At 55.3% G+C, this 24,592-nt stretch carries 18 protein-coding genes; 14 read left to right on the top strand and 4 right to left on the bottom strand.

The annotated features are described in order from the left end of the window. Positions 1–4 precede the first annotated feature (4 nt). Together TW80_RS06860 and pepN are read right to left on the bottom strand one after the other, a co-directional pair. The gene (locus tag TW80_RS06860; RefSeq protein WP_045996514.1) at positions 5–874 is read right to left on the bottom strand and encodes a 1-acyl-sn-glycerol-3-phosphate acyltransferase; all 870 of its coding nucleotides are present in this window, start codon (positions 872–874) and stop codon (positions 5–7) included. 87 nt (positions 875–961) lie between these two features. Further along, positions 962–3,514 (bottom strand): aminopeptidase N, encoded by a 2,553-nt coding sequence (pepN, locus tag TW80_RS06855; RefSeq protein WP_045997078.1) that lies wholly within the window; start codon positions 3,512–3,514, stop codon positions 962–964. Positions 3,515–3,726: 212 nt separating this feature from the next. Between pepN and TW80_RS06850 the strand changes: the two genes are divergently transcribed. The 5 genes from TW80_RS06850 to TW80_RS06830 all read left to right on the top strand — a co-directional run bounded on the left by TW80_RS06850 (position 3,727) and on the right by TW80_RS06830 (position 9,516). Then, positions 3,727–5,853: a malate synthase G gene (locus TW80_RS06850; RefSeq protein WP_045996513.1), complete on the top strand. Its 2,127-nt coding sequence runs from the start codon at positions 3,727–3,729 to the stop codon at positions 5,851–5,853. Positions 5,854–5,891: 38 nt separating this feature from the next. Beyond that, positions 5,892–6,320: a GlcG/HbpS family heme-binding protein gene (locus TW80_RS06845; protein ID WP_045996512.1), complete on the top strand. Its 429-nt coding sequence runs from the start codon at positions 5,892–5,894 to the stop codon at positions 6,318–6,320. A 182-nt stretch (positions 6,321–6,502) separates the two neighbouring features. Further along, a complete protein-coding gene (locus TW80_RS06840; RefSeq protein WP_045996511.1) occupies positions 6,503–7,267 on the top strand; it encodes a gamma-glutamyl-gamma-aminobutyrate hydrolase family protein in 765 nt (254 codons plus the stop codon). Between the two features lie 64 nt (positions 7,268–7,331). Further along, on the top strand, positions 7,332–8,018 hold the full coding sequence (locus tag TW80_RS06835; protein WP_045997077.1) for a D-lyxose/D-mannose family sugar isomerase: 687 nt from the start codon (positions 7,332–7,334) through the stop codon (positions 8,016–8,018). A 49-nt stretch (positions 8,019–8,067) separates the two neighbouring features. Next, entirely contained in the window at positions 8,068–9,516 is a 1,449-nt protein-coding gene (locus TW80_RS06830; protein WP_045996510.1) for a TrkH family potassium uptake protein, read from the top strand. Here TW80_RS06830 and TW80_RS06825 read toward each other — a convergent pair whose 3' ends face one another. Further along, positions 9,517–11,247, bottom strand: a complete 1,731-nt coding sequence (locus TW80_RS06825) for a serine protease (protein ID WP_045997076.1) — start codon at positions 11,245–11,247, stop codon at positions 9,517–9,519. 178 nt (positions 11,248–11,425) lie between these two features. On the opposite strand from TW80_RS06825, the gene TW80_RS06820 reads away from it, so the two are divergent. The 9 genes from TW80_RS06820 (at position 11,426) to TW80_RS06780 (ending at position 23,430) form a co-directional block, all read left to right on the top strand. Then, on the top strand, positions 11,426–12,346 hold the full coding sequence (locus tag TW80_RS06820; RefSeq protein ID WP_045996509.1) for a glycine--tRNA ligase subunit alpha: 921 nt from the start codon (positions 11,426–11,428) through the stop codon (positions 12,344–12,346). Next, positions 12,346–12,876, top strand: coding sequence for a DUF6446 family protein (locus TW80_RS06815; protein WP_045996508.1), 531 nt, complete (start codon positions 12,346–12,348; stop codon positions 12,874–12,876). The genes TW80_RS06820 and TW80_RS06815 overlap by 1 nt, the downstream gene beginning before the upstream one ends. Further along, on the top strand, positions 12,876–15,104 hold the full coding sequence (gene glyS / locus TW80_RS06810) for a glycine--tRNA ligase subunit beta (protein WP_045996507.1): 2,229 nt from the start codon (positions 12,876–12,878) through the stop codon (positions 15,102–15,104). The genes TW80_RS06815 and glyS overlap by 1 nt, the downstream gene beginning before the upstream one ends. An 88-nt stretch (positions 15,105–15,192) precedes the next feature. Beyond that, positions 15,193–17,745 (top strand): putative PEP-binding protein, encoded by a 2,553-nt coding sequence (locus tag TW80_RS06805; RefSeq protein WP_045996506.1) that lies wholly within the window; start codon positions 15,193–15,195, stop codon positions 17,743–17,745. A gap of 176 nt (positions 17,746–17,921) precedes the next feature. Continuing rightward, positions 17,922–18,590 carry a cell wall hydrolase gene (locus TW80_RS06800; protein WP_045996505.1) on the top strand — a complete coding sequence of 223 codons (669 nt, stop codon included), beginning with the start codon at positions 17,922–17,924 and terminating at the stop codon, positions 18,588–18,590. Positions 18,591–18,688: 98 nt separating this feature from the next. Beyond that, the gene (locus tag TW80_RS06795; RefSeq protein ID WP_045996504.1) at positions 18,689–19,606 is read left to right on the top strand and encodes a dihydroneopterin aldolase; all 918 of its coding nucleotides are present in this window, start codon (positions 18,689–18,691) and stop codon (positions 19,604–19,606) included. After that, positions 19,603–20,613 (top strand): dihydropteroate synthase, encoded by a 1,011-nt coding sequence (folP, locus tag TW80_RS06790; protein WP_045996503.1) that lies wholly within the window; start codon positions 19,603–19,605, stop codon positions 20,611–20,613. Before TW80_RS06795 ends, folP begins: the two co-directional genes overlap by 4 nt. Then, a complete protein-coding gene (gene glmM, locus TW80_RS06785) occupies positions 20,613–21,959 on the top strand; it encodes a phosphoglucosamine mutase (protein ID WP_045996502.1) in 1,347 nt (448 codons plus the stop codon). Before folP ends, glmM begins: the two co-directional genes overlap by 1 nt. Positions 21,960–22,026: 67 nt before the next feature. Further along, complete coding sequence (locus TW80_RS06780) at positions 22,027–23,430, top strand: aldehyde dehydrogenase family protein (RefSeq protein WP_045996501.1); 1,404 nt, start codon at positions 22,027–22,029, stop codon at positions 23,428–23,430. Positions 23,431–23,485: 55 nt separating this feature from the next. Here the strand turns inward: TW80_RS06780 and ilvC are convergent, their stop codons facing one another. Then, complete coding sequence (gene ilvC / locus TW80_RS06775; protein WP_045996500.1) at positions 23,486–24,508, bottom strand: ketol-acid reductoisomerase; 1,023 nt, start codon at positions 24,506–24,508, stop codon at positions 23,486–23,488. Positions 24,509–24,592 lie beyond the last annotated feature (84 nt).

Below are 24,592 nucleotides of genomic sequence, written 5' to 3'. Positions count from 1 at the left end.
GCGATCAGTCGGCGAGGGGCCACTTTAGCCAGCGGCGCGAATGGGTGACCATATTTACAGCAGGCGCATCTTTGTCGCCCAGCGATAGGGTCGCGCGACGCAGCATTTCGATCCCATCGTCGGCATTGCGGCTGATGGCGCTTGGCGAAATCGGCTCTCCAACCGTGATGGTGAATGGTTGGCGCGACTTGTTCAGGGTTTCATGAAACAATGTAATGTCGCGCAATGTCGGGTGCAGCGCGTCAAACGCATAGAAAAGTGCCGAGTTGCGGGCCTGAATGTTCACCGGAATGACTGGCAGCGCAAACCGCCGGGCGAGCATCGCTGCCGAAGCCATCCAGGGCCGTTCATACAGACGTAATCCGCGCCGTTTTGCCAGCCGGCCAGAGGGAAATATAACCCCAAGCCGCCCCTGCGCCGTCGCGTGTTTTACATAGGCCATCGTTTCGCGGGTCTTGGCGTGGCACCTTTTTTCGAGACGCCACTCGACTGGGGCAATCATCTGCGAGAGTTGCGGCAAGACTCGTAAAATATCGCTATTCGCAAAGAAATAGCTGTCGCTACGGCGTTGCTGGATCAGGTGTTGCAGGATGATCCCATCTGCGATCCCGGTGGGATGGTTTGCCACGATCAGCGCGGGACCATGCGTCGGGATATGATGCAACCCTGTTGCGGTGACATTCTGGGCGAGCATCGCGCCCATTGTTTGCATGATCTCGGGGGTAGAGGCGTGTTCGCAACGCCGCGCAATAGCGATGGTTTTCTGATACCCGAGCACGCGATAGAGCGCCTTTCGGATCGTCGGAATGCCGGTCCGTTCGCCATAGAGCCATGGCGCGCGTTCTGCGATCAATGGTTCAATTCGATGTTCCATAGTGAAACGCTACAAAAATCGCGTAACGGTTCCACGACAGATTTTGGGGCGCGGCAGGTTTCCGCCGCGCCGCAATCGGTAAGCCGCCTATCCCAAAATGCGGGTCACCATTTCGGTGGTGTCGCGTGACAGGTCGGCTGTCTTTGCAATGCGATTTAGTGCTGCCTGCATTTTTTCCTGACGTCCGCTGTCATAGCGTTTCCACGTTGAAAACGCCGTTGTCATCCGCGCTGTCGTTTGCGGGTTTAATGCGTCTAGTTTGATCAACCAATCCGCCATCAACGCATAGGCCGCGCCAGAGGTATCGTGGAAACCTGCGGTGTTACCCGCCAAGCTGCCAAAGACGGATCTGAACCGATTTGGGTTGGTCATCGTAAAGTCGGGGTGCGCGGTGAGACTTTGTGCGACCTGTGTTGCGTCTTCAGGTGTGGCGCACGCCACCTGCAATGAGAACCATTTATCCATCACCAGACGGTCATGTTTCCACTGCTGTTCAAACGCGTCGATCTCTGTGTCGCCTTTGCCAATCTTAAGCAGGGCAGCGAGGGCGGCGATCTGCTGGGTCATGTTATTGGCCGTTGCAAATTGCTGTGTAGCTTGCTTGCCGCCATCCAGCTTCGACATCAAAGACAAGACCCGGTTCCCGAGTGCCCGTTTTCCCGCAGAGACGGCATCGGGCGTGTAATCCCCAGTTACGGTCATTTCAGCATAGATGCGTGGCATTGTATCCTGCAAATGCTGGGCGATCTGCAAAGTTAGCGTTTCGTGGGCGCGGTAGATTGCGGTCGGATCAGGTGTTTGGCCTGCATCGACCAATGCCTGTGCTGTGTCGTCTTGGCTCGGCAATGATAGCACGAGCGCACGGAATGCAGGATCAAGGCCATCATTGCGTAGCACGGCCAATAGCCCGTCAAGATATGCCGCATCCGGCGACGCACCGTTTTGAACCATCTGCAGCAAAACATCCTGCGCAAGGCTACGGCCAGCGTCCCAGCGGTTAAACTGATCGGTATCATGCGCGAGCAAGAAGGCACGCTCTGCGTTAGATCGGTCGTGTTCAAGGATCACAGGCGCAGAGAAGTCCCGCAGGATGGAAGGCACGGGCTTGCCGGCAAGGCCTTCAAAGGTAAAGCTTTGCTCTGCTTGGGTGAGTTCAAGCACACGGGTCGGCACGACCTCATCTCCATTATCGTTGAGCAAACCAACAGCGACAGGGATGACCATTGGGTCTTTGTGGTCCTGGCCCGGTGTCGCAGGAGTATCTTGGCGCAGTGTGAGCGTATAGGTGCCATCCGCATAGCTATCGCTCACTGAAACGCGCGGTGTACCCGCTTGCGAATACCACTTTGCAAATTGGCTCAGGTCACGGCCTGTGGCGTCCTCAAAGACTTGCAACCAATCTTCGATGGTTGCGGCGTCGCCGTCATGCCGTTCAAAGTACAAATCCAGTGCTTTTTTGTAATCTGCATCGCCCACCAACCGTTTGAGCATACCGATAATCTCGGCGCCTTTTTCATAGACGGTGACCGTGTAAAAGTTGTTGATCTCGACAAAGCTTTCTGGCCGCACGGGGTGTGCAAGCGGGCCGTTATCTTCGCGGAATTGATGCGCACGAAGGACGACCGCATCGTCGATACGTTTCACAGCATGGCTGCGCATATCGCCGGTAAATTGCTGATCGCGGAAAACGGTTAGTCCTTCTTTGAGGCAAAGCTGGAACCAATCGCGGCAGGTAATCCGGTTGCCTGTCCAGTTGTGGAAATACTCGTGCGCGATGATCGCTTCGATCCGTTCAAAGTTCGCATCGGTTGATGTTTCCGGGCTGGCCAGCACGGCTGAAGAGTTGAAAATATTCAAACCCTTGTTTTCCATCGCCCCCATGTTGAAGTCATCGACAGCCACGATGTTGAAGATGTCCAAGTCATACTCGCGCCCGTAGACGTCCTCGTCCCATTTCATCGACTTCTTTAGCGCTTCCATACCAAAAGCGCATTTTTGTTCATCGCCACCGGGGCGGACCCAAATGTTTAGCTCAACATCTTTGCCGGACATAGTTGTGAATCGGTCGGGGTGGTTCACCAGTTCGCCACCGACAAGCGCAAATAGATATGCAGGTTTGGGCCACGGATCATGCCATTCTGCCCAGCCATCGCCTTTGCCAGTTGGGTTGCCGTTTGAGAGCAGCACAGGCAGGTCGCTTTCGATACGAACGGTAAAGATCGACATCACATCGGGACGGTCCGGGTAATAGGTAATTTTGCGGAACCCTTCGGCCTCGCATTGGGTGCAGTACATGCCGTTCGACATATACAGCCCTTCGAGTGCGGTGTTCGTTTCGGGGCTGATTTCGACCTCGGCCTCAAAGACAAATGGGGCGTCCGGCACATCGCAGTACAAACCTGTTTCCGTGACTTCAGGCGCAATAGGCGATTGATCAATCGAAGCCGAGATCAGCTTGAGCTTTTCACCGTGCAAAAAGAACTCTTTGCTTGTGGCCGCGGGGTTTGGGCGGAACGCGATTTTTGAACGCACGCGCGTGGACGTCGGAGCCAGTTGAAATGTCAGATGGACCGAATCCACCAAATATGCAGGCGGTTGGTAATCTTTCAGGAAAATTGTTTGCGGGGCGGGGGATTGCATACGCATGTGCCTTTCAGGCTGAATTCATCTTTCGTCAAAAGTTATGCCTCTGGGGGCATGCTCGCAACCACCGCTTTGGCCGAATATGCATTTAACGCAAACGCAAATAGGTGTTTTGCCAATTTGGGTCTTGTTGCCGATAGGAAACTTCTGTTCTAACTCTGGCCAAAGCGGGATCGCATCGATCGCGCCGCAAGACCGAGGGGGAAGAAATGACAGACCGCGTGGACAAGCAGGGGCTTCAGGTCGCTACGGTATTGGCCGATTTTATCGAAACACAGGCGCTACCGGGCACAGGCGTTGATGCCGATCAATTTTGGGCTGGATTTTCTGGGCTGGTCGATAAGATGGCCGCGCGCAATCGCGCACTATTGGCAAAGCGTGAAGACATCCAAGGTCAAATTGACGACTGGCATGTGGCTAATCGTGGCAAGGCGCATGATGCCCAAGCCTACGAAGCCTTTCTGAAAGATATCGGCTATCTGGTTCCCGAGGGTCCAGATTTTAGCATTGATACGGGCAATACGGATCCGGAAATCGCGCATGTGCCGGGGCCGCAATTGGTTGTGCCGATCATGAATGCGCGCTTTGCACTAAACGCGGCGAACGCGCGATGGGGCAGCCTTTATGATGCGCTTTATGGCACTGATGCGCTGGGCGATCTGCCCAAAGGCAAAGGCTATGACGCAGAACGCGGCGCACGCGTTATTGCGTGGGGGCGTGCGCATCTGGATAAGGTCGCGCCGCTTGCCAGCGGGTCTTGGGCCGATATTGTCGAAATTCGCGTGGAAGACGGCGTTTTGCTGCCCGCACTGAAAGATGCAGAGCAGTTTGTCGGTGCTAACGGGCAGGACGCATTTTTCCTGAAAGTTAACGGGCTGCTGATCCAGATTGTAGTTGATCGTGACAGCACAATTGGCAGCGCAGATCAGGCCGGTATCTCGGACATCATTCTTGAATCGGCTCTATCGACCATCATGGATTGCGAAGATTCCGTTGCCGCCGTTGATGCCGAAGACAAAGTACTGGCTTACGGGAATTGGCTCGGCCTGATGAAGGGCGACTTGACCGAAGATGTCACCAAAGGCGGCAAGACCTTTACCCGCAAGCTCAATTCAGACGTCACTTACACCGATACTGCCGGGAAGTCCGTTGTTCACAAGGGGCGGTCGCTGATGCTGGTCCGCAACGTGGGCCATCTGATGACCAACCCTGCGATCTTGGATGCCGAAGGGCAGGAGATCGGCGAAGGCTTGATGGATGCAATGTGCACCACATTAATTGCGATGCATGACCTGCAACGTGAGGGTGGCAATTCCCTTTATGGTTCGGTCTATGTGGTAAAACCCAAGATGCATGGCCCCGAAGAGGTCAGCTTTGCCTGTGAAATTTTTGATCACGTCGAAGCCGCGCTGGGCCTGCCTGCAAATACCGTAAAGCTGGGCATTATGGACGAGGAACGCCGGACTTCGGTGAACCTCAAGGAATGTATCCGCGCGGCAAAATCACGGGTTGCCTTTATCAATACTGGGTTCCTTGATCGGACTGGTGACGAGATTCACACCAGCATGGAAGCTGGTCCAATGATCCCCAAAGGGGACATGAAAGACAGTGCGTGGATTAAGTCCTATGAGGACCGCAATGTCGATATTGGTCTTGCCTGCGGGTTGCAGGGTAAGGCACAGATCGGCAAGGGCATGTGGGCCATGCCAGATTTGATGTCTGCGATGTTGGAGGCCAAGGTGGGGCATCCTTTGTCTGGGGCAAACTGCGCTTGGGTGCCGTCGCCAACCGCCGCGACATTGCATGCGACCCATTATCATCAGATTGATGTGATCGCGCGCCAAGACGAAATTAAAGCAGGTGGGGCACGCGGAACGCTGGCTGATTTGCTGGATATCCCTGCTGCCGCCAATGCTGATTGGTCAGATGAGGTGCTTTCACGCGAGATCGAAAATAACGCGCAGGGGATCTTGGGTTATGTCGTGCGCTGGGTCGATCAAGGTGTTGGCTGTTCAAAGGTTCCTGACATCAACAACGTGGGACTGATGGAAGACCGCGCAACCTGTCGCATCTCGAGCCAAGCGCTTGCTAACTGGCTTCATCACGACGTCGTTAGCCAGTCGCAAGTCATGGATGCCATGCGCAAAATGGCTGTGGTCGTGGATGAGCAGAATGCAGGTGATCCGGCCTATCGCCCGATGGCGCCGGATTTTGATGGCATCGCCTTTCAGGCTGCCTGCGATCTGGTATTCAAGGGACGGATTCAGCCCTCGGGCTACACAGAGCCCGTCTTGCATCAGCGCCGTCAGGAGCTCAAGGCGCAGCGGAATCACTAACACGGGTGGATTAAAATCCACCCTACGAGGAGAAAACTATGGCTGAAATTTCAGCAAGCAAAGCACGTACAATTATTCGCAAGGCCTTGGCCAAGGGCGACGAGATGGGTTTAAAGCCACTTTCCGTTGTTGTTTTGGATGCGGGCGGTCATGTGAAGGCCTTTGAACGTGCCGACGGCGCAGCACCTGGGCGTTTTGGTATCGCACACGGCAAGGCCTATGGTGCGATCATGCTGGGCATGGCGGGAACCGCGCAAATGGCTCGTGCAGAACAGCAGGCCTATTTCATGGCTGCCGTAAACGGCGTCTACGGAGGGCAGGTAGTTCCTGTGCCCGGCGGCGTCTTGGTGCACGACAAAAAAGGTGCTGTGATCGGCGCAGTTGGCGTGACAGGTGATACGTCTGACAATGATGTTGTCGCTGCGATGGCAGGTCTTGAGGCCGCTGGTCTATCTGGCGAAGCGTAAGTTAGCACTATCGCTATGCATTAGGCCGTGCCTTTTAATTAAGGCGCGGCTTTGATCTTTTTGGCCTTGATCTGCCGCGTCGGTGTGCTGTGCATTTCAGCCAAGGGGATTGTGCGGAGCGGTTATCTTTTGTTCATGTCTGAAAGCCGATAAAATTGGTGCATAGAACAAGGATAAATAACATGAAGCCAGTTATCGGTATTATTGGTAACAGTCATCTTATTAACGACGAATATCCGGCCTTTGCAGCCGGAGAAATGAATGTTCGGGCCATTGCCGAGGTGTCAGACGGCTTGCCGCTGATCGTGCCCACTGGTGTTGGTACAGTGTGCATAAATTCCCTCATGGAACGCTGTGACGGTTTTTTGTTCACGGGGGGGCGCCCCAACGTACACCCAGAAGAATACGGAGAGACGGCGACTGAGGCTCATGGTGCCTTTGATCGTGAGCGCGATGGGATTGCACTGCCTTTGATCCGCGCATGTGTATCACGCGGTCAGCCGATCTTTGGGATTTGTCGCGGGTTCCAAGAGGTTAACGTCGCTATGGGCGGTACGCTTTATCCTGAAATCCGTGATCTGCCGGGGCGCGATAACCATCGCATGCCGCCAGATGGCACCTTGGAAGAGAAATTCGCCTTGCGCCACGCGGTGACATTTCGCGAACAAGGCGTTTTCCATAAACTGATGGGTGCCCAGAAGGTCATGACCAATACATTGCATGGTCAGGGCATCAAAGAAGCGGGACCGCGTATCGTTGTGGACGGTCATGCGCCAGATGGCACCCCCGAGGCAATTTATGTGCAGGATGCGCCAGGTTTTACACTGTCGGTCCAGTGGCACCCGGAATGGAATGCAGACGCTGATCCGGTTTCACGCCCATTGTTCGAAGCTTTCGGCGCTGCCTGCCGTGATTGGGCCGCGGGCGGAATTCGCAAATCAGCCTAAGCTGCGCTTGCGTCTGTCTGACAAATTCGGCATCACCATTTCGTAAACGTTTTAGGAGGTGGCAATGAAACGGTCCCGGATTAACGCAATTATGGCCGAGGCGGATGACATGATCCGTTCTTACGGATTTACCTTGCCGCCTTGGGCCTATTGGTCCCCCGAAGAATTCAAATCCCGCGCTTTAGAGGCACAGGGTGTGATTTCCGCACGCAACGGCTGGGATATCACCGATTACGGTGCTGGTCGTTACGACGAGATGGGGCTTTTCTTGTTCACCCTTCGCAACGGGCGTTTGGCCGACCTGCAACGGGGCGGGGGGATGTGCTATGCGGAAAAGCTGTTGATTTCGAAGCAAGATCAACTGTCGCCTATGCATACCCATGTGATCAAAGCCGAAGATATCATTAATCGCGGCGGCGCGACCCTTGTGATCGAGCTCTACGGTTCGGACGATAAGGGCCAATTTGACGAAACCAAGGGCGGCACGGTCTATTGCGATGGGCTGCGTCGCGATTTTGAGGCAGGCGAAAAACTGCGCCTTGCGCCGGGCGAGAGCGTGACCTTGATGCCCGGTGATTGGCATGCCTTTTGGGGCGAGGGGGGCGATGTCTTGATTGGTGAAGTTTCCACCGTGAACGACGACGAAACGGACAATATTTTCCGTGAACCCATCGGCCGTTTTGCTCAGATTGAAGAAGACGTACCACCGACCCATCTGCTTGTGAGCGATTACAAAACTTGGCTCGCTTAAATGGCCGCCCATTCTTGACACTGCCGCGCCGTCGGTTCAACGCTGCGACATGCTTGACTTACGCCCTGTTGGATATGTTGTAGGACTGCTTGTTGCCGCGCTTGGGGCGACAATGCTTGTGTCCTTGTTCGCCGATGTGCTTGCGCAAAATGGGCATTGGCCCGTGTTTTTCGAAAGCGCAGTGATTACGATTCTGACCGGTGGTCTGACTGCGATTGCTTGCTCGAACGGCGTCGGACATGGTTTGAACCTGCGCCAGACCTTTTTGCTGACGTCCTTGGTTTGGCTGACCTTGCCGGTCTTTGGTGCGCTGCCTTTGATGTTGGGCGCTCCCAATGCCAGCTTTACCAATGCGTTTTTTGAGGCAATGTCGGGCCTCACCACCACGGGGTCGACGACCTTTGAGGGGCTTGAGGCCCTGCCAGAGGGCATCAAACTGTGGCGCGCGACTCTGCAGTGGCTGGGCGGTGTCGGGATCATTGTGGTTGCGATGGTATTCTTGCCAGAACTACGCGTCGGTGGGATGCAGATCTTCCGCTCAGAAGCATTTGATACGATGGGGAAAATCCTGCCCCGCGCGGGTGAGATCGCAAGCAGTATCTCTGTCATCTATATTTGGCTGACTGTGGCCTGCGCCCTGGCCTATGGGGCGTCGGGAATGGGGCCGTTTGATGCGTTGGTTCACGCGATGACAACGGTTTCGACAGGGGGCATGGCCAATTACGATAGTTCATTCGGCGAATTTGGTGCTGTCGCACACTATGTCGGTACAGTGTTCATGATCCTTGCTGCACTGCCGTTCGTGCGCTTTGTGCAGCTTATGGCGGGTACGGCAAAGCCTCTCATCCATGATACGCAAATTCATGTGTTTTTGTCCGTCATCACGATTTGTGTACTGCTGATCACCGCGTGGGTTTGGGGGCGCGAGGGCGAATTTACAGAGCTCGCGTTCCGCGAAGCACTGTTTAACGTGGTCTCTGTCATGTCAGGCACTGGCTATTCCAGCGCCGACTACATGACCTGGGGCACGTTTCCGGTCGTGATCTTTTTCTTTGTCGGTCTGGTTGGTGGTTGTGCGGGGTCAACGGCCTGCTCGGTCAAGATTTTCCGCTATCAGATCCTTTTCGCCTCGATCAAAGCGCAAGTCCGCCAAATCCACTCGCCACATGGAATCTTTACCCCGCGCTTTGAAGGGCGCGCGATTAGCGAAGATGTCATGAACTCTGTCATGGCGTTCTTTGTGGCGTTTATCTTGTTGCTGGGTGTGACCGCAGTTCTTTTGGGAATGACCGGTTTGGATTTCATCACCTCGGTCTCGGGGGCGGCGACGGCGATTGCCAATATCGGTCCCGGACTAGGGCCAGAGATTGGCCCCGCCGGTAATTTTGCACATATCAATGATACTGCAAAGTGGATCTTGTCCATCGCCATGTTTATTGGCCGACTTGAGATCATGGTCGTGCTGACCATCCTCAGCGTCAAGTTTTGGCGGACCTGATTACCAGCAGCTCACCAATACCGTGACGTCGGCTGCGTGACGGGTCATGGCAACGGGGGAAATCTCTTGCGCGGCTTCGCTGGTCGTTGCGGCAATTCCATTGGAGTTTAGCATCGCAACGATCTGGTCCGCGTCCACGGCAAAGTTTACCTCGGGGGGGAGAACCTGCGATGATCCTTCGATCCGTGGCTGAAGCATACCGATCACGGCACCGTATTTGTCGAATACCGGACCACCTGCGTCACTGGGTTGGGGCAGAATGGACAGACGTGCCAAACGGTCGTCGCCATTTAGGCTGCGCAGATCAATAAGCTGCCCAAAGGTCAGGGTAGGGGCGCTAAGCACGCCGTTGTACGGATATCCACCGACAACGATCTGGTCCTGCAAAATAGGTGTGCGTGTACCAAATTCGGCAACGTCCAACGGCGCGATTTGATCGACTGGCTTGAGCAAGGTCACCCCAAGGTCGGTATCGGTTGCGATGACCTCTGCCTCGTATTCGCGGTCCAAGGTGATCCGGTCGCACTGCGCGACGGCCTCTGGGGTGGTGACAACGATCCCAGCGTCATCAACATAAAAACCAGAGCGTGACAGTTGCGGCTGTCGTACGGCAAGGCCTGCGACCATGTCGATGGCTTGTTCTTCACCGGGGGGCGCAATGCTGGGGTCCAGCGTTCCGTCGAGCCGGGTAAAGCTCGCCTTCATAATATCAAGAACGCGTTCACGGCGGTCATCGTCATTTGCTGGCCAAACCAATGTGAAACCTTTGATGTCCGTACCTTCACGAGTGACAGACGTGTAAGAATGAATGTCTGACCCAATGCCCTCGATTTCAAATCCGGTATCCGTTAAGCGACGCGCGCCCTCGGTCGGGACAATGCTGAGGATTTGCATGATCTCATAAAGACCCTGCAAACGGCCAGCGTCACCTTCTTGGCTGATGAACAGAACCTGCACCTCTGGGATGCCCGCGCTTGCGTCAAAGCGAACGAAAGGTGGTTTGTATTCGCTAAACGCAACGACGCCCGTCGGGATCTGCATTTGAATGCCAGAAGCATCGTCACGCACCAAACGCATGTTCGTGCCTTCGAGAACGCTGTTATATTGTTCAAACAGCAGCGCCCGCTGGCGTGTCGTCAGCACCCCTGTCGCTTCGCGATTATTGGCGACCTGCCACGCTTGCATTGCGTTTCGGGTGCCGCGGCCAAAGGCGCCATCAATTGCCGCGCTATAAAAGCCTGCCCATTGCAGGGCCTTTTGCAATTCTTCGCGCTCTTCGCGATTGAGTTCGGCCTCTGACGCGCGGGCCTCAGCAACTGTTTCGTTGCTCGGCGTCACAGGGGTGTCTTCGACGCTTGAAGCCAATGCGGCGGTGTCGTCGCTTGGCAGCGTTGCACGCGTATTTTGCTGGCCGCCAATGGGCCAGAACTGTTGTTTAAAGCGGCTGCCGTCTTTGACGAAACTATCCGAGGGGATAGCCCCCATGCTTAGCAGCGTCCCCAGCGCGGTTTGCGCGTTTGTTTCGGTATAGGGCCCGATGAAAATGCCGTAAAATCCGTCGCCCAAGTAATATCCGTGGACCGAGTCGATGGTGCCTGCATATTCGCGTGCGCGATCCTGTGCGCCGGTTAGGGTTCGTCTTGCTTCGATTTGAACCCAGTAATTGTCTTGTGCTGTCGCCGAAAATGTCGAAGCGCCCAATACGCAGAGCGCCGCAAGTAGTCTAATCATTTCTACCCCAAAGATATTCTTTGCATCGTTCCCAACATGACTGGCCCCCTGATGCCCAAGACGCAAGAGTTTCGGGGACAATTCGCGGTAATTTAGAACATTATATCGCGACCCGTTGCCCAATTGACCCTTTGGGCGCAGCAGCCTATTGAACCCTTAATCGTAGACGAGGGTCATCATGGCAGACAAACCACGCAGTTTTCAGGAAATCATCCTGCGGCTTCAGAACTATTGGGCCAGCAAGGGCTGTGCTATTTTGCAACCCTACGACATGGAGGTCGGTGCAGGTACGTTCCACCCCGCAACGACATTGCGTGCGCTGGGGTCCAAAGCATGGGCTGCGGCCTATGTGCAACCATCACGTCGCCCAACCGATGGTCGCTATGGTGAAAACCCAAACCGTCTACAGCACTATTATCAATATCAGGTTTTGATCAAACCAAGCCCACCGGATTTGCAGGAGTTGTACCTTGGGTCGCTTGCTGCCATCGGGATTGATGCGTCATTGCATGATATCCGCTTTGTCGAAGACGACTGGGAAAGTCCAACACTGGGAGCTTGGGGCCTTGGTTGGGAAGTCTGGTGCGACGGGATGGAAGTATCCCAATTCACCTACTTCCAGCAGGTTGGCGGCCACGACTGTAAACCTGTCTCGGGCGAATTGACATACGGCCTTGAACGTCTTGCGATGTACGTCTTGGGTGTAGATCACGTGATGGACATGCCGTTTAACGACCCGCAGTCACCCAGCCCTCTGTTGTACCGTGACGTATTCAAGCAAACCGAAGAAGAATACGCGCGCTGGAACTTTGACGTGGCAGATACGGAAATCCTACTGCAACATTTCAAAGACGCCGAGGCCGAATGCCAACGCATTCTGGAGCAGCCCGCAGAGGACCCAAAAACCGGCAAGCGGATCATCATGGCGCACCCAGCCTATGACCAATGTATCAAGGCATCGCACCTGTTTAACTTGCTCGACGCGCGCGGCGTGATTTCAGTCACTGAACGCCAAGCCTATATCGGCCGTGTTCGTGCACTTGCAAAGCTATGCGCAGACGCGTTTGTCCAAACCGAAGCAGGCGGGGCAGCGGCATAATGCCTTGGAACCGTATCGCAATTGTGGGGATCGCCGTGTCAGCTTTGGTCGCAGGTGTTGCACTATACTACCTTCAAATCTACGCCTACTACGAAGAAGTCGGCGCCGAAGATGCGCAGGTCGAACTCACCTCAGTCGTCACTGGCGAGGCAGAGCCGATCATCTATGACAGCTTTGAAGCGATTGATTCCAACAGCAGCCCGATCCGCTATCGCGCGTGTTTCACGACCCAGTTGAGCCAAGCAATGCTGACCGAAACCTATATCATCAAGGATGATGCAGAGCCTCTGGTCGCGCCCGGTTGGTTTGATTGCTTTGACGCCAGCCAAATCGGTGCCGATCTGGAAAATGGCACCGCGATTGCATTCCTTGGCACTGAAAACATCCACTATGGGATCGACCGTATTGTTGCTGTTTATCCCGATGGTCGCGCCTACGCGTGGCATGAAATTAACGCCTGTGGCGAGGTCGTCTTTGATGGTGACCCTGCACCCGAAGGCTGCCCACCTGTACCCGAAAGCCAGAACTGATGCCTGATCTTCTGATTGAACTCTTTTCCGAAGAAATCCCTGCGCGCATGCAAAAACGCGCTGCCGATGATCTGAAAAAACTGGTCACGGACGGTCTGGTCGAGGCGGGCCTGACCTATGCGGGGGCTGCCGCATTTTCCACGCCGCGTCGTCTGACCCTCTCGCTTGACGGTCTTAGCGCCGAAAGCAAAGCAACCCGCGAAGAGCGTAAAGGCCCCAAAGTTGGTGCGCCTGATAAAGCAGTTGAGGGGTTCTTGCGTGGGGCAGGGGTCGCACGCGAAGACCTCGAGGTGCGTGACGACAAAAAGGGCCAAGTCTATTTCGCCATAATCGAAAAGCCGGGCCGCATGGCTGCGGATATCATTGCCGAGGTACTGGAAAACGCGATCCGCAATTTCCCATGGCCCAAATCTATGCGCTGGGGTGCCGGCGCGTTGAAATGGGTGCGCCCGCTGCATTCGATCATCTGCATTCTGTCGGACGAGGGCGGCGCGCAGGTCGTACCGATGGATATCGATGGCATCACATCTGGCGATATCACGCGCGGCCACCGTTTCCTTGCGCCTGATTCATTCAACGTCACCGGGTTCGACGATTACGAGGCCAAGCTGAAGCGCGCCAATGTGATCTTGCGCGCCGATGAACGCGCCGAAACCATCTGGCACGAAGCCACCAATCAGGCCTTTGCATTGGGCCTTGAGGTGGTCGAAGATCGTGGCCTGCTAGCAGAGGTTGCCGGGCTGGTTGAATGGCCCGTGGTGTTGCTGGGCAAGATCGACGATGATTTTCTCGGTCTGCCGCCAGAGGTGCTGCAAACATCCATGAAAGAACACCAAAAGTTCTTTTCCGTCCGTAACCCCAAATCCAACCGGATTGAGCGTTTCGTAACCGTCGCCAATATGGAAACCGCCGACAACGGCGCGACCATTCTGGCAGGTAACCAAAAGGTGCTATCGGCGCGTCTGGCCGATGCGAAATTCTTTTGGGAAAATGATTTGCGCGTGGCAAAGGCTGGGATGGAACCGTGGCTGGACAGCCTGTCAAACGTGACCTTCCACAACAAACTCGGCAGCCAGAAAGAGCGGATCGAACGGATCGCTGCACTCGCCCGTGAAATCGCGCCAAGCGTCGGGGCGGACCCTGATCTGGCCGAGCAAGCCGCGCGCGTGGCCAAGGCTGATCTGTCATCAGAGATGGTTTTTGAATTCCCAGAATTGCAGGGCCTGATGGGCCGCTACTATGCGACCGAGGCTGGGCTGGACGCATCCGTCGCCGCCGCCTGCCAAGAACACTACTCCCCACTTGGCCCGTCAGACGATGTGCCAACTGCGCCGGTGTCTGTCGCCGTAGCGCTGGCCGATAAGATCGACACGCTGACCGGGTTCTGGGCGATTGATGAGAAGCCTACCGGATCGAAAGACCCCTTTGCGCTGCGTCGTGCAGCGTTGGGTGTTATTCGACTAATTTGGCAAAATGAACTATCTATTGAGCTGTTAACGCTGTTCACCCATAAAATATCTCTCGACGACATATCGCGTTCCGCGTCTGAGGCTTTGAGCAACGCTTTGGAGCTGAGCGACTTCTTGAAGAACAAGGGGTTTGACGCCGACAGCGACAATATTGTTGCAAAACACTTCAAGGACTGGATTTTATTGAGCGGTGAAGAGGCTAGCGAGTCGGCGTGGGAAAATGTCGCGACTTCTGTCGACCTCCTCTCATTCTTCCACGACCGCTTGAAAGTCTTCCTCAAAGACAAAGGTATCCGTCACGACATCATCGACGCTTGCATTGCGATGCCGGGGAATGATGATCTGACGCTTCTGGTTAAGCGGGCCGAGGCTTTGGCTACGACATTGGCGACGGATGACGGTGAAAACCTGATTCAGGGGTTCAAACGTGCCAACAACATCCTGACCCAAGCCGAAGAAAAAGATGGCGTTGAATATTCATATGGTGCGGACATTAAATTTGCCGAAGATGACGCTGAAAAGGCGCTGTTTTCTGCCCTTGATGCTGCAGATGCAAAGATCGCGCCAGCGATGAAAAACGAAGATTTCAGCACCGCGATGACTGCTATGGCGGCACTTCGTGGGCCGATTGATGCATTTTTCACCGATGTGCAAGTTAACGCCGATAGCGAGATTTTGCGCCGCAATCGGCTTAACCTATTGTCACGCATTCGAAATATCTGTCTGACTGTTGCAGATCTGAATAAAATCGAAGGCTAGTTACAAAAGCTTTAAGTTTTCTTTGCTAAGTAGGGGGGGAACCCCCTATGCTGCACTCACAGAATAAGGTGACGCCGCAGTGCAGCATATGATGAACATACAGCCTTTGACGCTGATCACACCGACCGCCGCAATGTCGGCGGATGTGCATGGTGGGCGAGCCAAATGTTTGCAGCGACTGATCCGTCTGGACATGCCGGTTCCGGTCACTGTGGCCCTGTCATTTGATGCGGTGCGTGGCATCGCGCAGGGCCAAATGCCTGATATGACGGCGTTACTTGCCCCGTTTGATGATCAGCCACTTTTGTCGGTGCGCCCGTCCAGTCTTGACCCTGATTGGGGGGGGCCAAGCGCGGTGTTGAACGTCGGCATGAACGATGCCCGCCACGCAATGCTGAGCGAGACCATCGGGGCAGAGGCCGCAACGGCGATCTACCTGCGATTCGTTCAATCCTATGCGATTCACGTTGCTCGGCTTGATCCTGATGAGTTCTTTTTGCCTGACGTTGCCGATGCCGACGGCCTGAGGGCGATGTTGGACACTTACGAGGCAGAAACCGACGCGCCATTCCCCCAAGATGCGGGTGTTCAACTGGCCGAAGTTTTGCGTTCGATGGCGCGGGCATGGGATGGAACGACAGCGCGCCTATTACGGCAAGCCAAAGGTGCCCCCGTTGATGCAGGCTTGGGCCTTGTGGTGCAGGCGATGGCGCTGGGGGTTGGACATGGCGAATGCGGATCAGGTGTGATCGAATTTGTTGATGCGAATTCTGGTCTGCCCAAGATTGTCGGTCGCTATCTCGCGCAGAGCCAAGGCGGCGAGAGCATGCGTGACACCGAGGGCGCGCTGTATCTGACGCGTGACGAACGGGGGGCTTCGCTCGAGGAACGCTGTCCAGAGGTGTTCGCACAACTTCTGAAATTTGGCGATTTGGCCCGACTGAAGCTGCGAGAAGAGATGCAGATCAAGTTCACCATTGAACATGGTGTCCTGCATATTTTGGATGCTGTGCGCGTACAGCGGTCGTCACGCGCGACGGTCCGTATTGCCGTGGCGTTGGCGAATGACGGGATCATCCCCAAAGAAGAGGCCGTGATGCGGGTCGAGCCAGCCGCTCTCTCTGAATTGCTACACCGTCAAGTCGATCCACGCGCAAAGCGGGATTTGATTGTGCGTGGCATTGCCGCCAGCCCCGGTGCGGCCTCGGGGCGAATCGTGCTTACCGCGGCCGAGGCACAAGCAAGCGCTGCGCGTGGCGAGGCTTGTGTTCTTGTCCGCAGAGAGACAACACCCGAAGATATTCGCGGCATGCATGCCGCCCAAGCTGTGCTGACAATGCGCGGTGGTGTAACCAGTCACGCTGCGGTTATCGGGCGGGGCCTTGGGTTGCCCTGCGTCGTTGGTGCGTCGGATATGTCGATTGACCGCAAGCGCGGCGTGATCCGTGGGATCGGCGGACGCAAATTCGCGGCAGGTGATGTGATTACTGTCGACGGCACGACGGGGCAGATATTGGCGGGTGAACCGCCAATGCTTGAGGCCGCGCTTGATGGTGCTTTTCAGACGTTGCTGGAATGGGCGGATGATTACCGCGACATTGGCGTGCGTGCGAATGCTGACACCCCCGCTGACGCCCAAGCTGCGCGCAATTTTGCGGCTGAGGGGATCGGCCTTTGCCGCACGGAACATATGTTCTTTGAAGGCGACCGTCTGGGCGTGATGCGCGAAATGATTTTTGCCGAAGGGTCAGATGACCGGCGTGCAGTTCTTGATCGTTTGCTGCCGATGCAGCGTGACGATTTTAAGGCGCTGTTCACGATCATGGAGGGCAAAACCGTTTGTGTTCGCCTGTTTGATCCGCCGCTGCACGAATTTTTGCCGTCGGATAAGGCCGGGCTGCGCGATCTTGCCGAGCAACTGGCCTTGCCCGTCCCCGAGGTGACCGAGCGTGTCAACGCGCTGACCGAATATAACCCGATGCTTGGGATGCGTGGCGTTCGTCTAGGGATCGCCATCCCAGAAATTTACGACATGCAAGCGCGTGCGATTTTCGATGCAATGGTCGAGGTCGGCCAAGCCGGGGTCGATATTTCGGTCGAAATTATGATCCCTCTTGTTAGCGCAATGCGCGAGGTTGAACTGGTTAAAACGCGCGTAGACGGTGTTGCGAATGCAGTGCGTGCCCAGAGCAAAGCTGCGCTGAACTATCGATTGGGTGTTATGGTGGAAACACCACGTGCGGCTTTGCGGGCACAAGATATCGCGGGCCATGCCGAGTTTTTATCCTTTGGTACAAACGACATGACCCAGATGACCTATGGATTGTCGCGCGATGACGCGGGGCGGTTTATGTCGGCCTATGTTCAACAGGGTGTATACGCCGAAGACCCGTTTCACACCCTTGATATCGAAGGTGTCGGAGAGCTGGTCGCGCTTGGCGCGGAACGCGGACGTCTAGGGCGCAAAGATGTGATTCTCTCGATTTGTGGGGAGCACGCCGGAAGCCGCTCTGCCATTGCATTTTGTCGGCAGCATCAATTCGACTACGTTTCGTGTTCGCCGTTTAGGGTGCCGGTTGCGCGGCTTACAGCTGCGCAGCTTGCGATTGCAAATCGCGTTAAATTCCGCTCAAACGCATAATATTGTTGCATTCTTACGGGGAATGTTCTGATATCGGTAACAGATGAGCAGACTACCGCTGTGCCGTGGCGTCTTTTTGACGCTTGCTGCCGTAGGGGTAGACTGATGCTGTCGTTTCCCCTAAAGACACCCTCGCCTGCGTGGGGCTGTGCCACGTAGTTTCCTGGGTGGGAAGTATGACGTTTTTTAAATCAGTTGCAGCCGCAGTTATCGCGGCATCGGTTTCGTTTGGCGCATCGCCAGCTGTGGCAGACGAATTGATGGCAAGTCGCCTTGGTGCGATTCTTGGACAAGAGCGCGAGGCGCTGGCCGTTGTGCCAGATAGCCGCGTAAGTGCTTTAACCAGTTTGCCTCCAGCTGATGAGCGTGGGGTCGCCACGCAAACCGGTCTTATCTATGATCGTGAATATCTTGCTGCCCAGCCCACCGCCGATGGCGGCCCGCAGTGGGAATGCCTCGCAGAGGCGCTCTACTTTGAGGCGCGCGGCGAAAGCGTCGAAGGCATGTTTGCCGTTGGCGAAGTGATCTTGAATCGCGTTGATAGTGGCTCTTATCCGAACACATTGTGCAGCGTGATCAATCAGGGGACGGGGCGTCGCTTTGCTTGCCAGTTTACCTATACATGTGATGGCCGCGCTGAGATTATTTCTGAGCCGCGAGCATGGGCGCGTGTGGGTAAAGTGGCACGTATTTTGATCGATGGCGCACCACGTGTACTGACAGGCGGTGCTACGCATTACCACACAAAGGCAGTGAACCCATCTTGGGCACAACGCTTTCCACGGACTGCGTCGATCGGGTCGCATTACTTTTATCGTCAGCCGGTCCGTACCGCGTCTAAGTAGAGTCGCGCTTATACCAATGACGGTCGCTGCGGGTGCTTGTCCGAACCGTTCTGGCCCTGTATTCGGGCCGGAATTGACCAAGACCAAACGGACAGCCCATGACCGAAGATATTCGCCTCGCCTTTGCACATCCGAGTGAACGGGCTGAAGCCAGCGCGCAAACGCCTTGTGACCGCATTTCTCTGCGAGATTACACCGTCGAGGTCGAAATTGGCGCGTTTCAGCAAGAGCGCGGCCACCTACAGCGCGTGCGTTTTAATGTTGTGGTTGAGGTGTCGCCGCTTGGTGTGATCGACGACGACGTTGACCGTATTCTGTCATACGACAAGGTGACAGAAGCCATTGGCATAGAGCTTGAAGCAGAACGCATTAACTTGCTGGAAACTTTGGCCGCCCGCGTGGCTGAACGGATATTGTTAGAGCCGCAAGCCGAACGTGTGTTCGTACGCATCGAAAAGCTGGATCGTGGACCCTTCGCGCTTGGTGTTGAAATTGTGCGTGCCAAGGACGGCGAAACCAGTGGCGAGCAAACACATATCGAAGCACCACACCCGCGTATTTTGTATCTATCGAACGCCGCGATCCAATCGGAGCATTTGACAACTTGGATTGATCAGATGGCCAATCGTGATGCTCCTTTGATTATCTGCGTTGGTGCGCCGGATGCACAGGCGCCGCAATCTCCGAACGCTTTGGCGCAGCGGCGGATTGATCTATTGGCGATTGAACAGAATGCTTGGATCCTTGCGAGCGCGGATCGCCGGTGCATGGTTGTTGGCACACGAACGGAACTGGATTGGGCGATGAAGAACGACCAAATCTGTGTCTGGGCACCTTCCAAGATTGTCTTGGACGCAGTTGACGGTCCATCGGCGGCTTCGCGGGATGCAGTTGCGCTGGTAGCATGGTTTGCACAGGAAATGTCTGCCAAGGAGCTATTGGTCATCGGTGTGCCCGCACCTGAAACATCCGTGCCCAGCCGGTCGGTCGAAGTGAACCAAAAGGTTCTGCCATGACGCAATACTATCAGCCGATTGTACGTGTCGGTGTTGATCGGCCAAAGGATGCTTTGCCCATCGCAGGCGGTTGGTGCTGGTTTAACGAGGTCATGGTCAGGGCACGTGGTCACGCCCCAATTATCACCACGCTGGACGCGGTTCCGCCTGAGGTAATTGATCGTATCACCGCTGCCAGGCCGGATATATCTGGCATGGCGATGGGCACGCCTAAGGTTATGGGCATTTTGAATGTGACCCCAGATAGCTTTTCAGATGGCGGGCGGTTTTTTGATTCTGCGCGTGCCGTTGAACATGCAATATCTATGCAGGCCGATGGCGCCGCGATCCTAGATATTGGTGGTGAAAGCACGCGGCCCGGCGCTGAAACGGTAGATGTCGCTGAAGAAATCGCGCGCACTGCACCTGTTATCGCGGCCATCCGCAACGGCAGCGATGTCCCAATCTCCATTGATACCCGCAAGGCTGCCGTTGCGCAGGCCGCCATTGATGCGGGGGCCACGTTGATCAACGATGTTGCGGCCTTTGGCTATGATCCAGACCTTGCGCAGGTCACAGCGCAATCAGGATTGCCTGTGTGTTTGATGCACGCGCAAGGGACACCAGATGTGATGCAAGACGACCCGAGGTATGATGATGTCGTCTTGGACGTTTATGATTACCTTGCTGAACGGATCGCATTCGCTGTCGCGGCGGGGATCGCGCGGGATCAGATCGTGATTGATCCGGGTATTGGTTTTGGCAAGACGCTATCGCATAACCTGTCATTACTGCGGGGGCTGTCATTGTTTCACGCCTTGGGGTGTCCAATTTTGTTGGGCGCATCACGCAAGAAATTTATCGGCACGTTAGGTGGTGGTACTGACGCGACTGATCGTGTGGCCGGTTCGGTTTCCGTAGCGTTGCACGGGGCGCGACAGGGGGTGCAACTTTTGCGGGTTCACGATACATTCGCCACAAAGCAGGCGCTCGACCTGGAACTGGCAATAAATAAGGCAGACGAATAATGGCACGTAAATTCTTTGGCACGGACGGTGTGCGCGGCAAGGCGAATACCTATCCGATGACGGCGGATATGGCGCTCAAGATTGGTGCGGCGGCGGGGCGGTATTTCCGCAATGATGGCTCGAACGGGCACCGGGTCGTGATTGGCAAAGATACGCGTCTGTCAGGCTATATGTTCGAAAATGCGTTAACAGCAGGTTTGACCAGCACGGGTATGAATGTCTTGTTGCTGGGTCCTGTGCCGACACCTGCAGTTGGTCTGCTGACAACCTCGATGCGGGCTGATGTTGGGATCATGATTTCCGCCAGCCATAATCCACACCATGACAATGGGATCAAATTCTTTGGCCCCGATGGGTTTAAGCTATCGGATGAGGCCGAGACCGAAATTGAAGCCTTGATCGAAGGCACAATTGAACCAGCGCAGGCGCAAAACATTGGGCGGGCGAAACGCGTTGATGATGGGCGTTTTCGCTATGCTGAACGGGTAAAATCGACATTTCCAGCCGGGATGCGTTTGGACGGCCTGAAGGTCGTGATCGATTGCGCGAATGGTGCCGCGCATCGCGTTGCACCAGAGGTTCTGTGGGAATTGGGTGCAGAGGTCATTCCGGTCGGCGTGAGCCCAAATGGTCTGAACATCAACGAAAATTGTGGATCTACCCATACTGCGACAGCCGCAGCCAAGATTTTGGAAACCGGTGCTGACGTGGGCATTTGTCTTGATGGCGATGCCGATCGCGTGATGATCATTGATGAGAAAGGTCAAGTTGCCGATGGTGATCAGCTTATGGCGCTCATGGCTGGTCGTTGGGCTGATCAGGGGCGGCTGAATGGCGGGACCTTGGTTGCGACGGTGATGTCGAACCTTGGCTTAGAACGCTATCTTGATGGGCGTAGCTTGCGCCTTGAGCGCACATCTGTTGGTGACCGTTACGTGGTCGAGGCGATGCGGGCAAATGGCTGGAACTTGGGCGGTGAGCAGTCAGGTCATATCGTCATGACTGATTTTGCGACGACCGGTGATGGTCTGTTGGCTGGGCTGCAATTCCTCGCTGCCATGATCGAAACAGGACAAAAGGCGAGCGCGCTTACCACCTCGTTTGAAACCGTGCCACAATTGCTCAAGAACGTGCGCTATGCTGCAGGGCAGACCCCACTTGAGGCTGATACGGTGAAGGCCGCCATTGCCGATGCCGAGGCGCGATTGGTCGGCAAGGGGCGTCTGTTGATCCGCAAGTCCGGGACCGAGCCATTGATCCGGGTGATGGCCGAATGCGAAGATGACGCATTGTTGAATACAGTCGTTGATCAGATCGTAGACGAAGTAAGCCGCGCCAGCCAGTAACACTCAAAACGCCGCCATGACGCGGCGTTTTGCTTGAATGGGGCGTCCCAATCATGAGGCTAGGTCTATGACTGAATCCAAAACTGATATTCCCGCGTTATTCGCGGCACAAGCCGCGCTCGTCCCTCAAAGGCGCACTTCCTTTGATCTGGCCGCACGCCGCGATGCGCTGCAGCGCTTGAAGTCCGCAATCCAAAGTCACGAAGACGAAATTGTGACCGCATTGTTCGAGGATTTCGGTAAGCACCCGGTCGAGGTGCGCCTGACCGAGATTTTGCCTGTCTATCAGGAAATCGGCGATGCGATCCGTAATCTGCGCCGTTGGATGCGGGTACGCAGGGTGCCTTCGGGGGCGACGATGATTGGGGCTTCTGCTTCTATTCGGCCGACGCCCAAGGGGACTGCGCTGATCATAGCGCCGTGGAACTTTCCTTTCATGCTTGCCATTGGGCCGTTGGTTTCCGCACTTGCGGCAGGCTGTTCGGCGATCATTAAACCATCGGAAATGACGCCGGCGACCTCTGCGCTCATTGCCACCATCGTTTCAGATGCGTTTGATCCCGATCTTGTCACTGTTGTTCAAGGCGGGCCAGATGTCGCGAATGCGCTGTTGGCCGAGCCTTTTGATCATATCTTTTTCACGGGCAGTCCCGAGGTCGGCAAGATCGTGATGGCCGCGGCTGCCAAGACACTGGCGAGCGTGACGCTCGAATTGGGGGGGAAGTCACCTGTCGTCATTGGACCTGATGCCGATATCGCCAAGACAGCGAAGTGGATCGCATGGGGGCGGTTTATCAATGCTGGGCAGACTTGCGTGGCACCCGATCACGTCTTTGTCCACGAAAGCCAACATGATGCGCTTGTTGCTGCGCTTAGGGCGCGAATTGCAAAAATGTATGGGGATGATCCTGCGCAGTCGTCAGCATTGGCGCGGGTGATCAATGGGCGTCACCATGATCGGATTACTGCGCTGATCACTGATGCGCAGCAAAAGGGCGCGCAGCTTGCGACGGACGGCATGGGACATGCTGGAAAAATCGCCCCGACGATCCTGTTGAACACGGATTTGACGATGGATATCTCTCATCAAGAGATTTTCGGTCCGGTCTTGCCCATCATCAAATATAGCGATCTGGGGGAGGTCATCGCGCGGATCAATGGCGCACCGCATCCGCTCGCGCTTTATGCCTTTGGCGGCGCAGAGACATCAGAACGCGTGATCAATGAAACCACTTCTGGCAGTGTTGGCGTCAACGTCACGATCCTGACTGTCACTCATCCGCATCTTCCGTTTGGTGGGGTTGGCAACTCTGGGGTGGGGGCAGGACATGGGCATGCCGGGTTCAAAGCGTTTAGCCATATGCGGCCGATCTTGCGTAACCGTTTTCTGGCGCTGCCATTGTTATTCCCGCCCTACACTAAGCGGGTTGAAAAGCTGACGTCATTTTTGACGGGCTTTGTACGTCGCTAACGCAAAAGGGGCAGTGCCATGCACCGCCCCTGAGTAATCCGATCCAAAGATCCGATTAGTTCTTAGATTTGTCGACCATTTTGCCTTCAGAGATCCAAGGCATCATCGCGCGCAGCTTTTCACCGACCTGTTCGATCTGGTGCTCGTCGTTTGCGCGACGTGCTGCTTTGATAGTTGGCTGACCAACAGCGTTTTCCAGCATGAAGTCACGAACGAATTTGCCGGATTGAATGTCAGCAAGCGCTTCTTTCATCGCTTTCTTTGTCTGCTCGTAAGGCAGGATGCGTGGGCCAGTGACATATTGACCGTACTCAGCAGTGTTCGAGATGGAGTAATCCATGTTCGCGATACCGCCTTCGTAGATCAGGTCAACGATCAGCTTGGTTTCGTGCAGACACTCAAAGTAAGCCATTTCAGGCTCGTAGCCAGCTTCGACGAGTGTTTCAAAACCACAGCGGATCAGTTCAACGATACCGCCACACAGAACGGCTTGCTCACCAAACAGGTCAGTTTCGCATTCCTGACGGAAGTTCGTTTCGATGATGCCGGAACGACCGCCACCGATCGCAGAACAGTAGGACAGGCCGATTTCTTGGGCTTTGCCAGACGCGTCAGTGTCGACAGCGATCAGGCAAGGCACACCGCCGCCTTTGGTGTATTCGCCACGTACAGTGTGGCCTGGGCCTTTTGGCGCCATCATGATCACGTCAACGCCTTCTTTTGGTTCGATCAGACCAAAGTGCACGTTCAGGCCGTGTGCGAATGCAATTGCTGAACCCGGCTTGATGTTGTCGTGTACGTATTTCTTGTATGTCTCTGCCTGCAGCTCATCGGGCATTGTGAACATGATCAGATCACACCAAGCCGCAGCTTCGGCGATGCCCATGACTTTCAGGCCTTCTGCTTCTGCTTTGGCTGCAGATGGGGAACCGTCACGCAGAGCAACAACAAGGTTCTTTGCGCCAGAGTCACGCAGGTTCAGCGCATGCGCGTGACCTTGCGAGCCATAGCCAAGAATAGCAACTTTTTTGTCTTTGATCAGGTTAACATCGCAATCGCGATCGTAATAAACGCGCATATCTACTTTCCTTTGTCAGGTTGGTTCTGCAAGGGGTTATAAACCCAATTCTCGCGATCTGTGAGTGTAGATCTGATGGTATTT

Origin of the sequence: Loktanella sp. S4079 (assembly GCF_000967725.1) — a bacterium.
Classification (GTDB): domain Bacteria; phylum Pseudomonadota; class Alphaproteobacteria; order Rhodobacterales; family Rhodobacteraceae; genus Yoonia.
Note: the sequence above shows the minus strand (reverse complement) of the source record. Positions and strands in the feature narration are given on the sequence as shown.

Bases quoted from the DNA above. Each gene is read 5' to 3' on its own strand.
- TW80_RS06825 (WP_045997076.1), bottom strand. From the start codon at position 11,247: ATGATTAGACTACTTGCGGCGCTCTGCGTATTGGGCGCTTCGACATTT.
- TW80_RS06835 (WP_045997077.1), top strand. From the start codon at position 7,332: ATGAAACGGTCCCGGATTAACGCAATTATGGCCGAGGCGGATGACATG.
- TW80_RS06840 (WP_045996511.1), top strand. From the start codon at position 6,503: ATGAAGCCAGTTATCGGTATTATTGGTAACAGTCATCTTATTAACGAC.
- TW80_RS06830 (WP_045996510.1), top strand. From the start codon at position 8,068: ATGCTTGACTTACGCCCTGTTGGATATGTTGTAGGACTGCTTGTTGCC.
- TW80_RS06845 (WP_045996512.1), top strand. From the start codon at position 5,892: ATGGCTGAAATTTCAGCAAGCAAAGCACGTACAATTATTCGCAAGGCC.
- TW80_RS06850 (WP_045996513.1), top strand. From the start codon at position 3,727: ATGACAGACCGCGTGGACAAGCAGGGGCTTCAGGTCGCTACGGTATTG.
- TW80_RS06820 (WP_045996509.1), top strand. From the start codon at position 11,426: ATGGCAGACAAACCACGCAGTTTTCAGGAAATCATCCTGCGGCTTCAG.
- pepN (WP_045997078.1), bottom strand. From the start codon at position 3,514: ATGCAATCCCCCGCCCCGCAAACAATTTTCCTGAAAGATTACCAACCG.
- glyS (WP_045996507.1), top strand. From the start codon at position 12,876: ATGCCTGATCTTCTGATTGAACTCTTTTCCGAAGAAATCCCTGCGCGC.
- glmM (WP_045996502.1), top strand. From the start codon at position 20,613: ATGGCACGTAAATTCTTTGGCACGGACGGTGTGCGCGGCAAGGCGAAT.
- folP (WP_045996503.1), top strand. From the start codon at position 19,603: ATGACGCAATACTATCAGCCGATTGTACGTGTCGGTGTTGATCGGCCA.
- TW80_RS06800 (WP_045996505.1), top strand. From the start codon at position 17,922: ATGACGTTTTTTAAATCAGTTGCAGCCGCAGTTATCGCGGCATCGGTT.
- TW80_RS06780 (WP_045996501.1), top strand. From the start codon at position 22,027: ATGACTGAATCCAAAACTGATATTCCCGCGTTATTCGCGGCACAAGCC.
- ilvC (WP_045996500.1), bottom strand. From the start codon at position 24,508: ATGCGCGTTTATTACGATCGCGATTGCGATGTTAACCTGATCAAAGAC.
- TW80_RS06815 (WP_045996508.1), top strand. From the start codon at position 12,346: ATGCCTTGGAACCGTATCGCAATTGTGGGGATCGCCGTGTCAGCTTTG.
- TW80_RS06805 (WP_045996506.1), top strand. From the start codon at position 15,193: ATGATGAACATACAGCCTTTGACGCTGATCACACCGACCGCCGCAATG.
- TW80_RS06860 (WP_045996514.1), bottom strand. From the start codon at position 874: ATGGAACATCGAATTGAACCATTGATCGCAGAACGCGCGCCATGGCTC.
- TW80_RS06795 (WP_045996504.1), top strand. From the start codon at position 18,689: ATGACCGAAGATATTCGCCTCGCCTTTGCACATCCGAGTGAACGGGCT.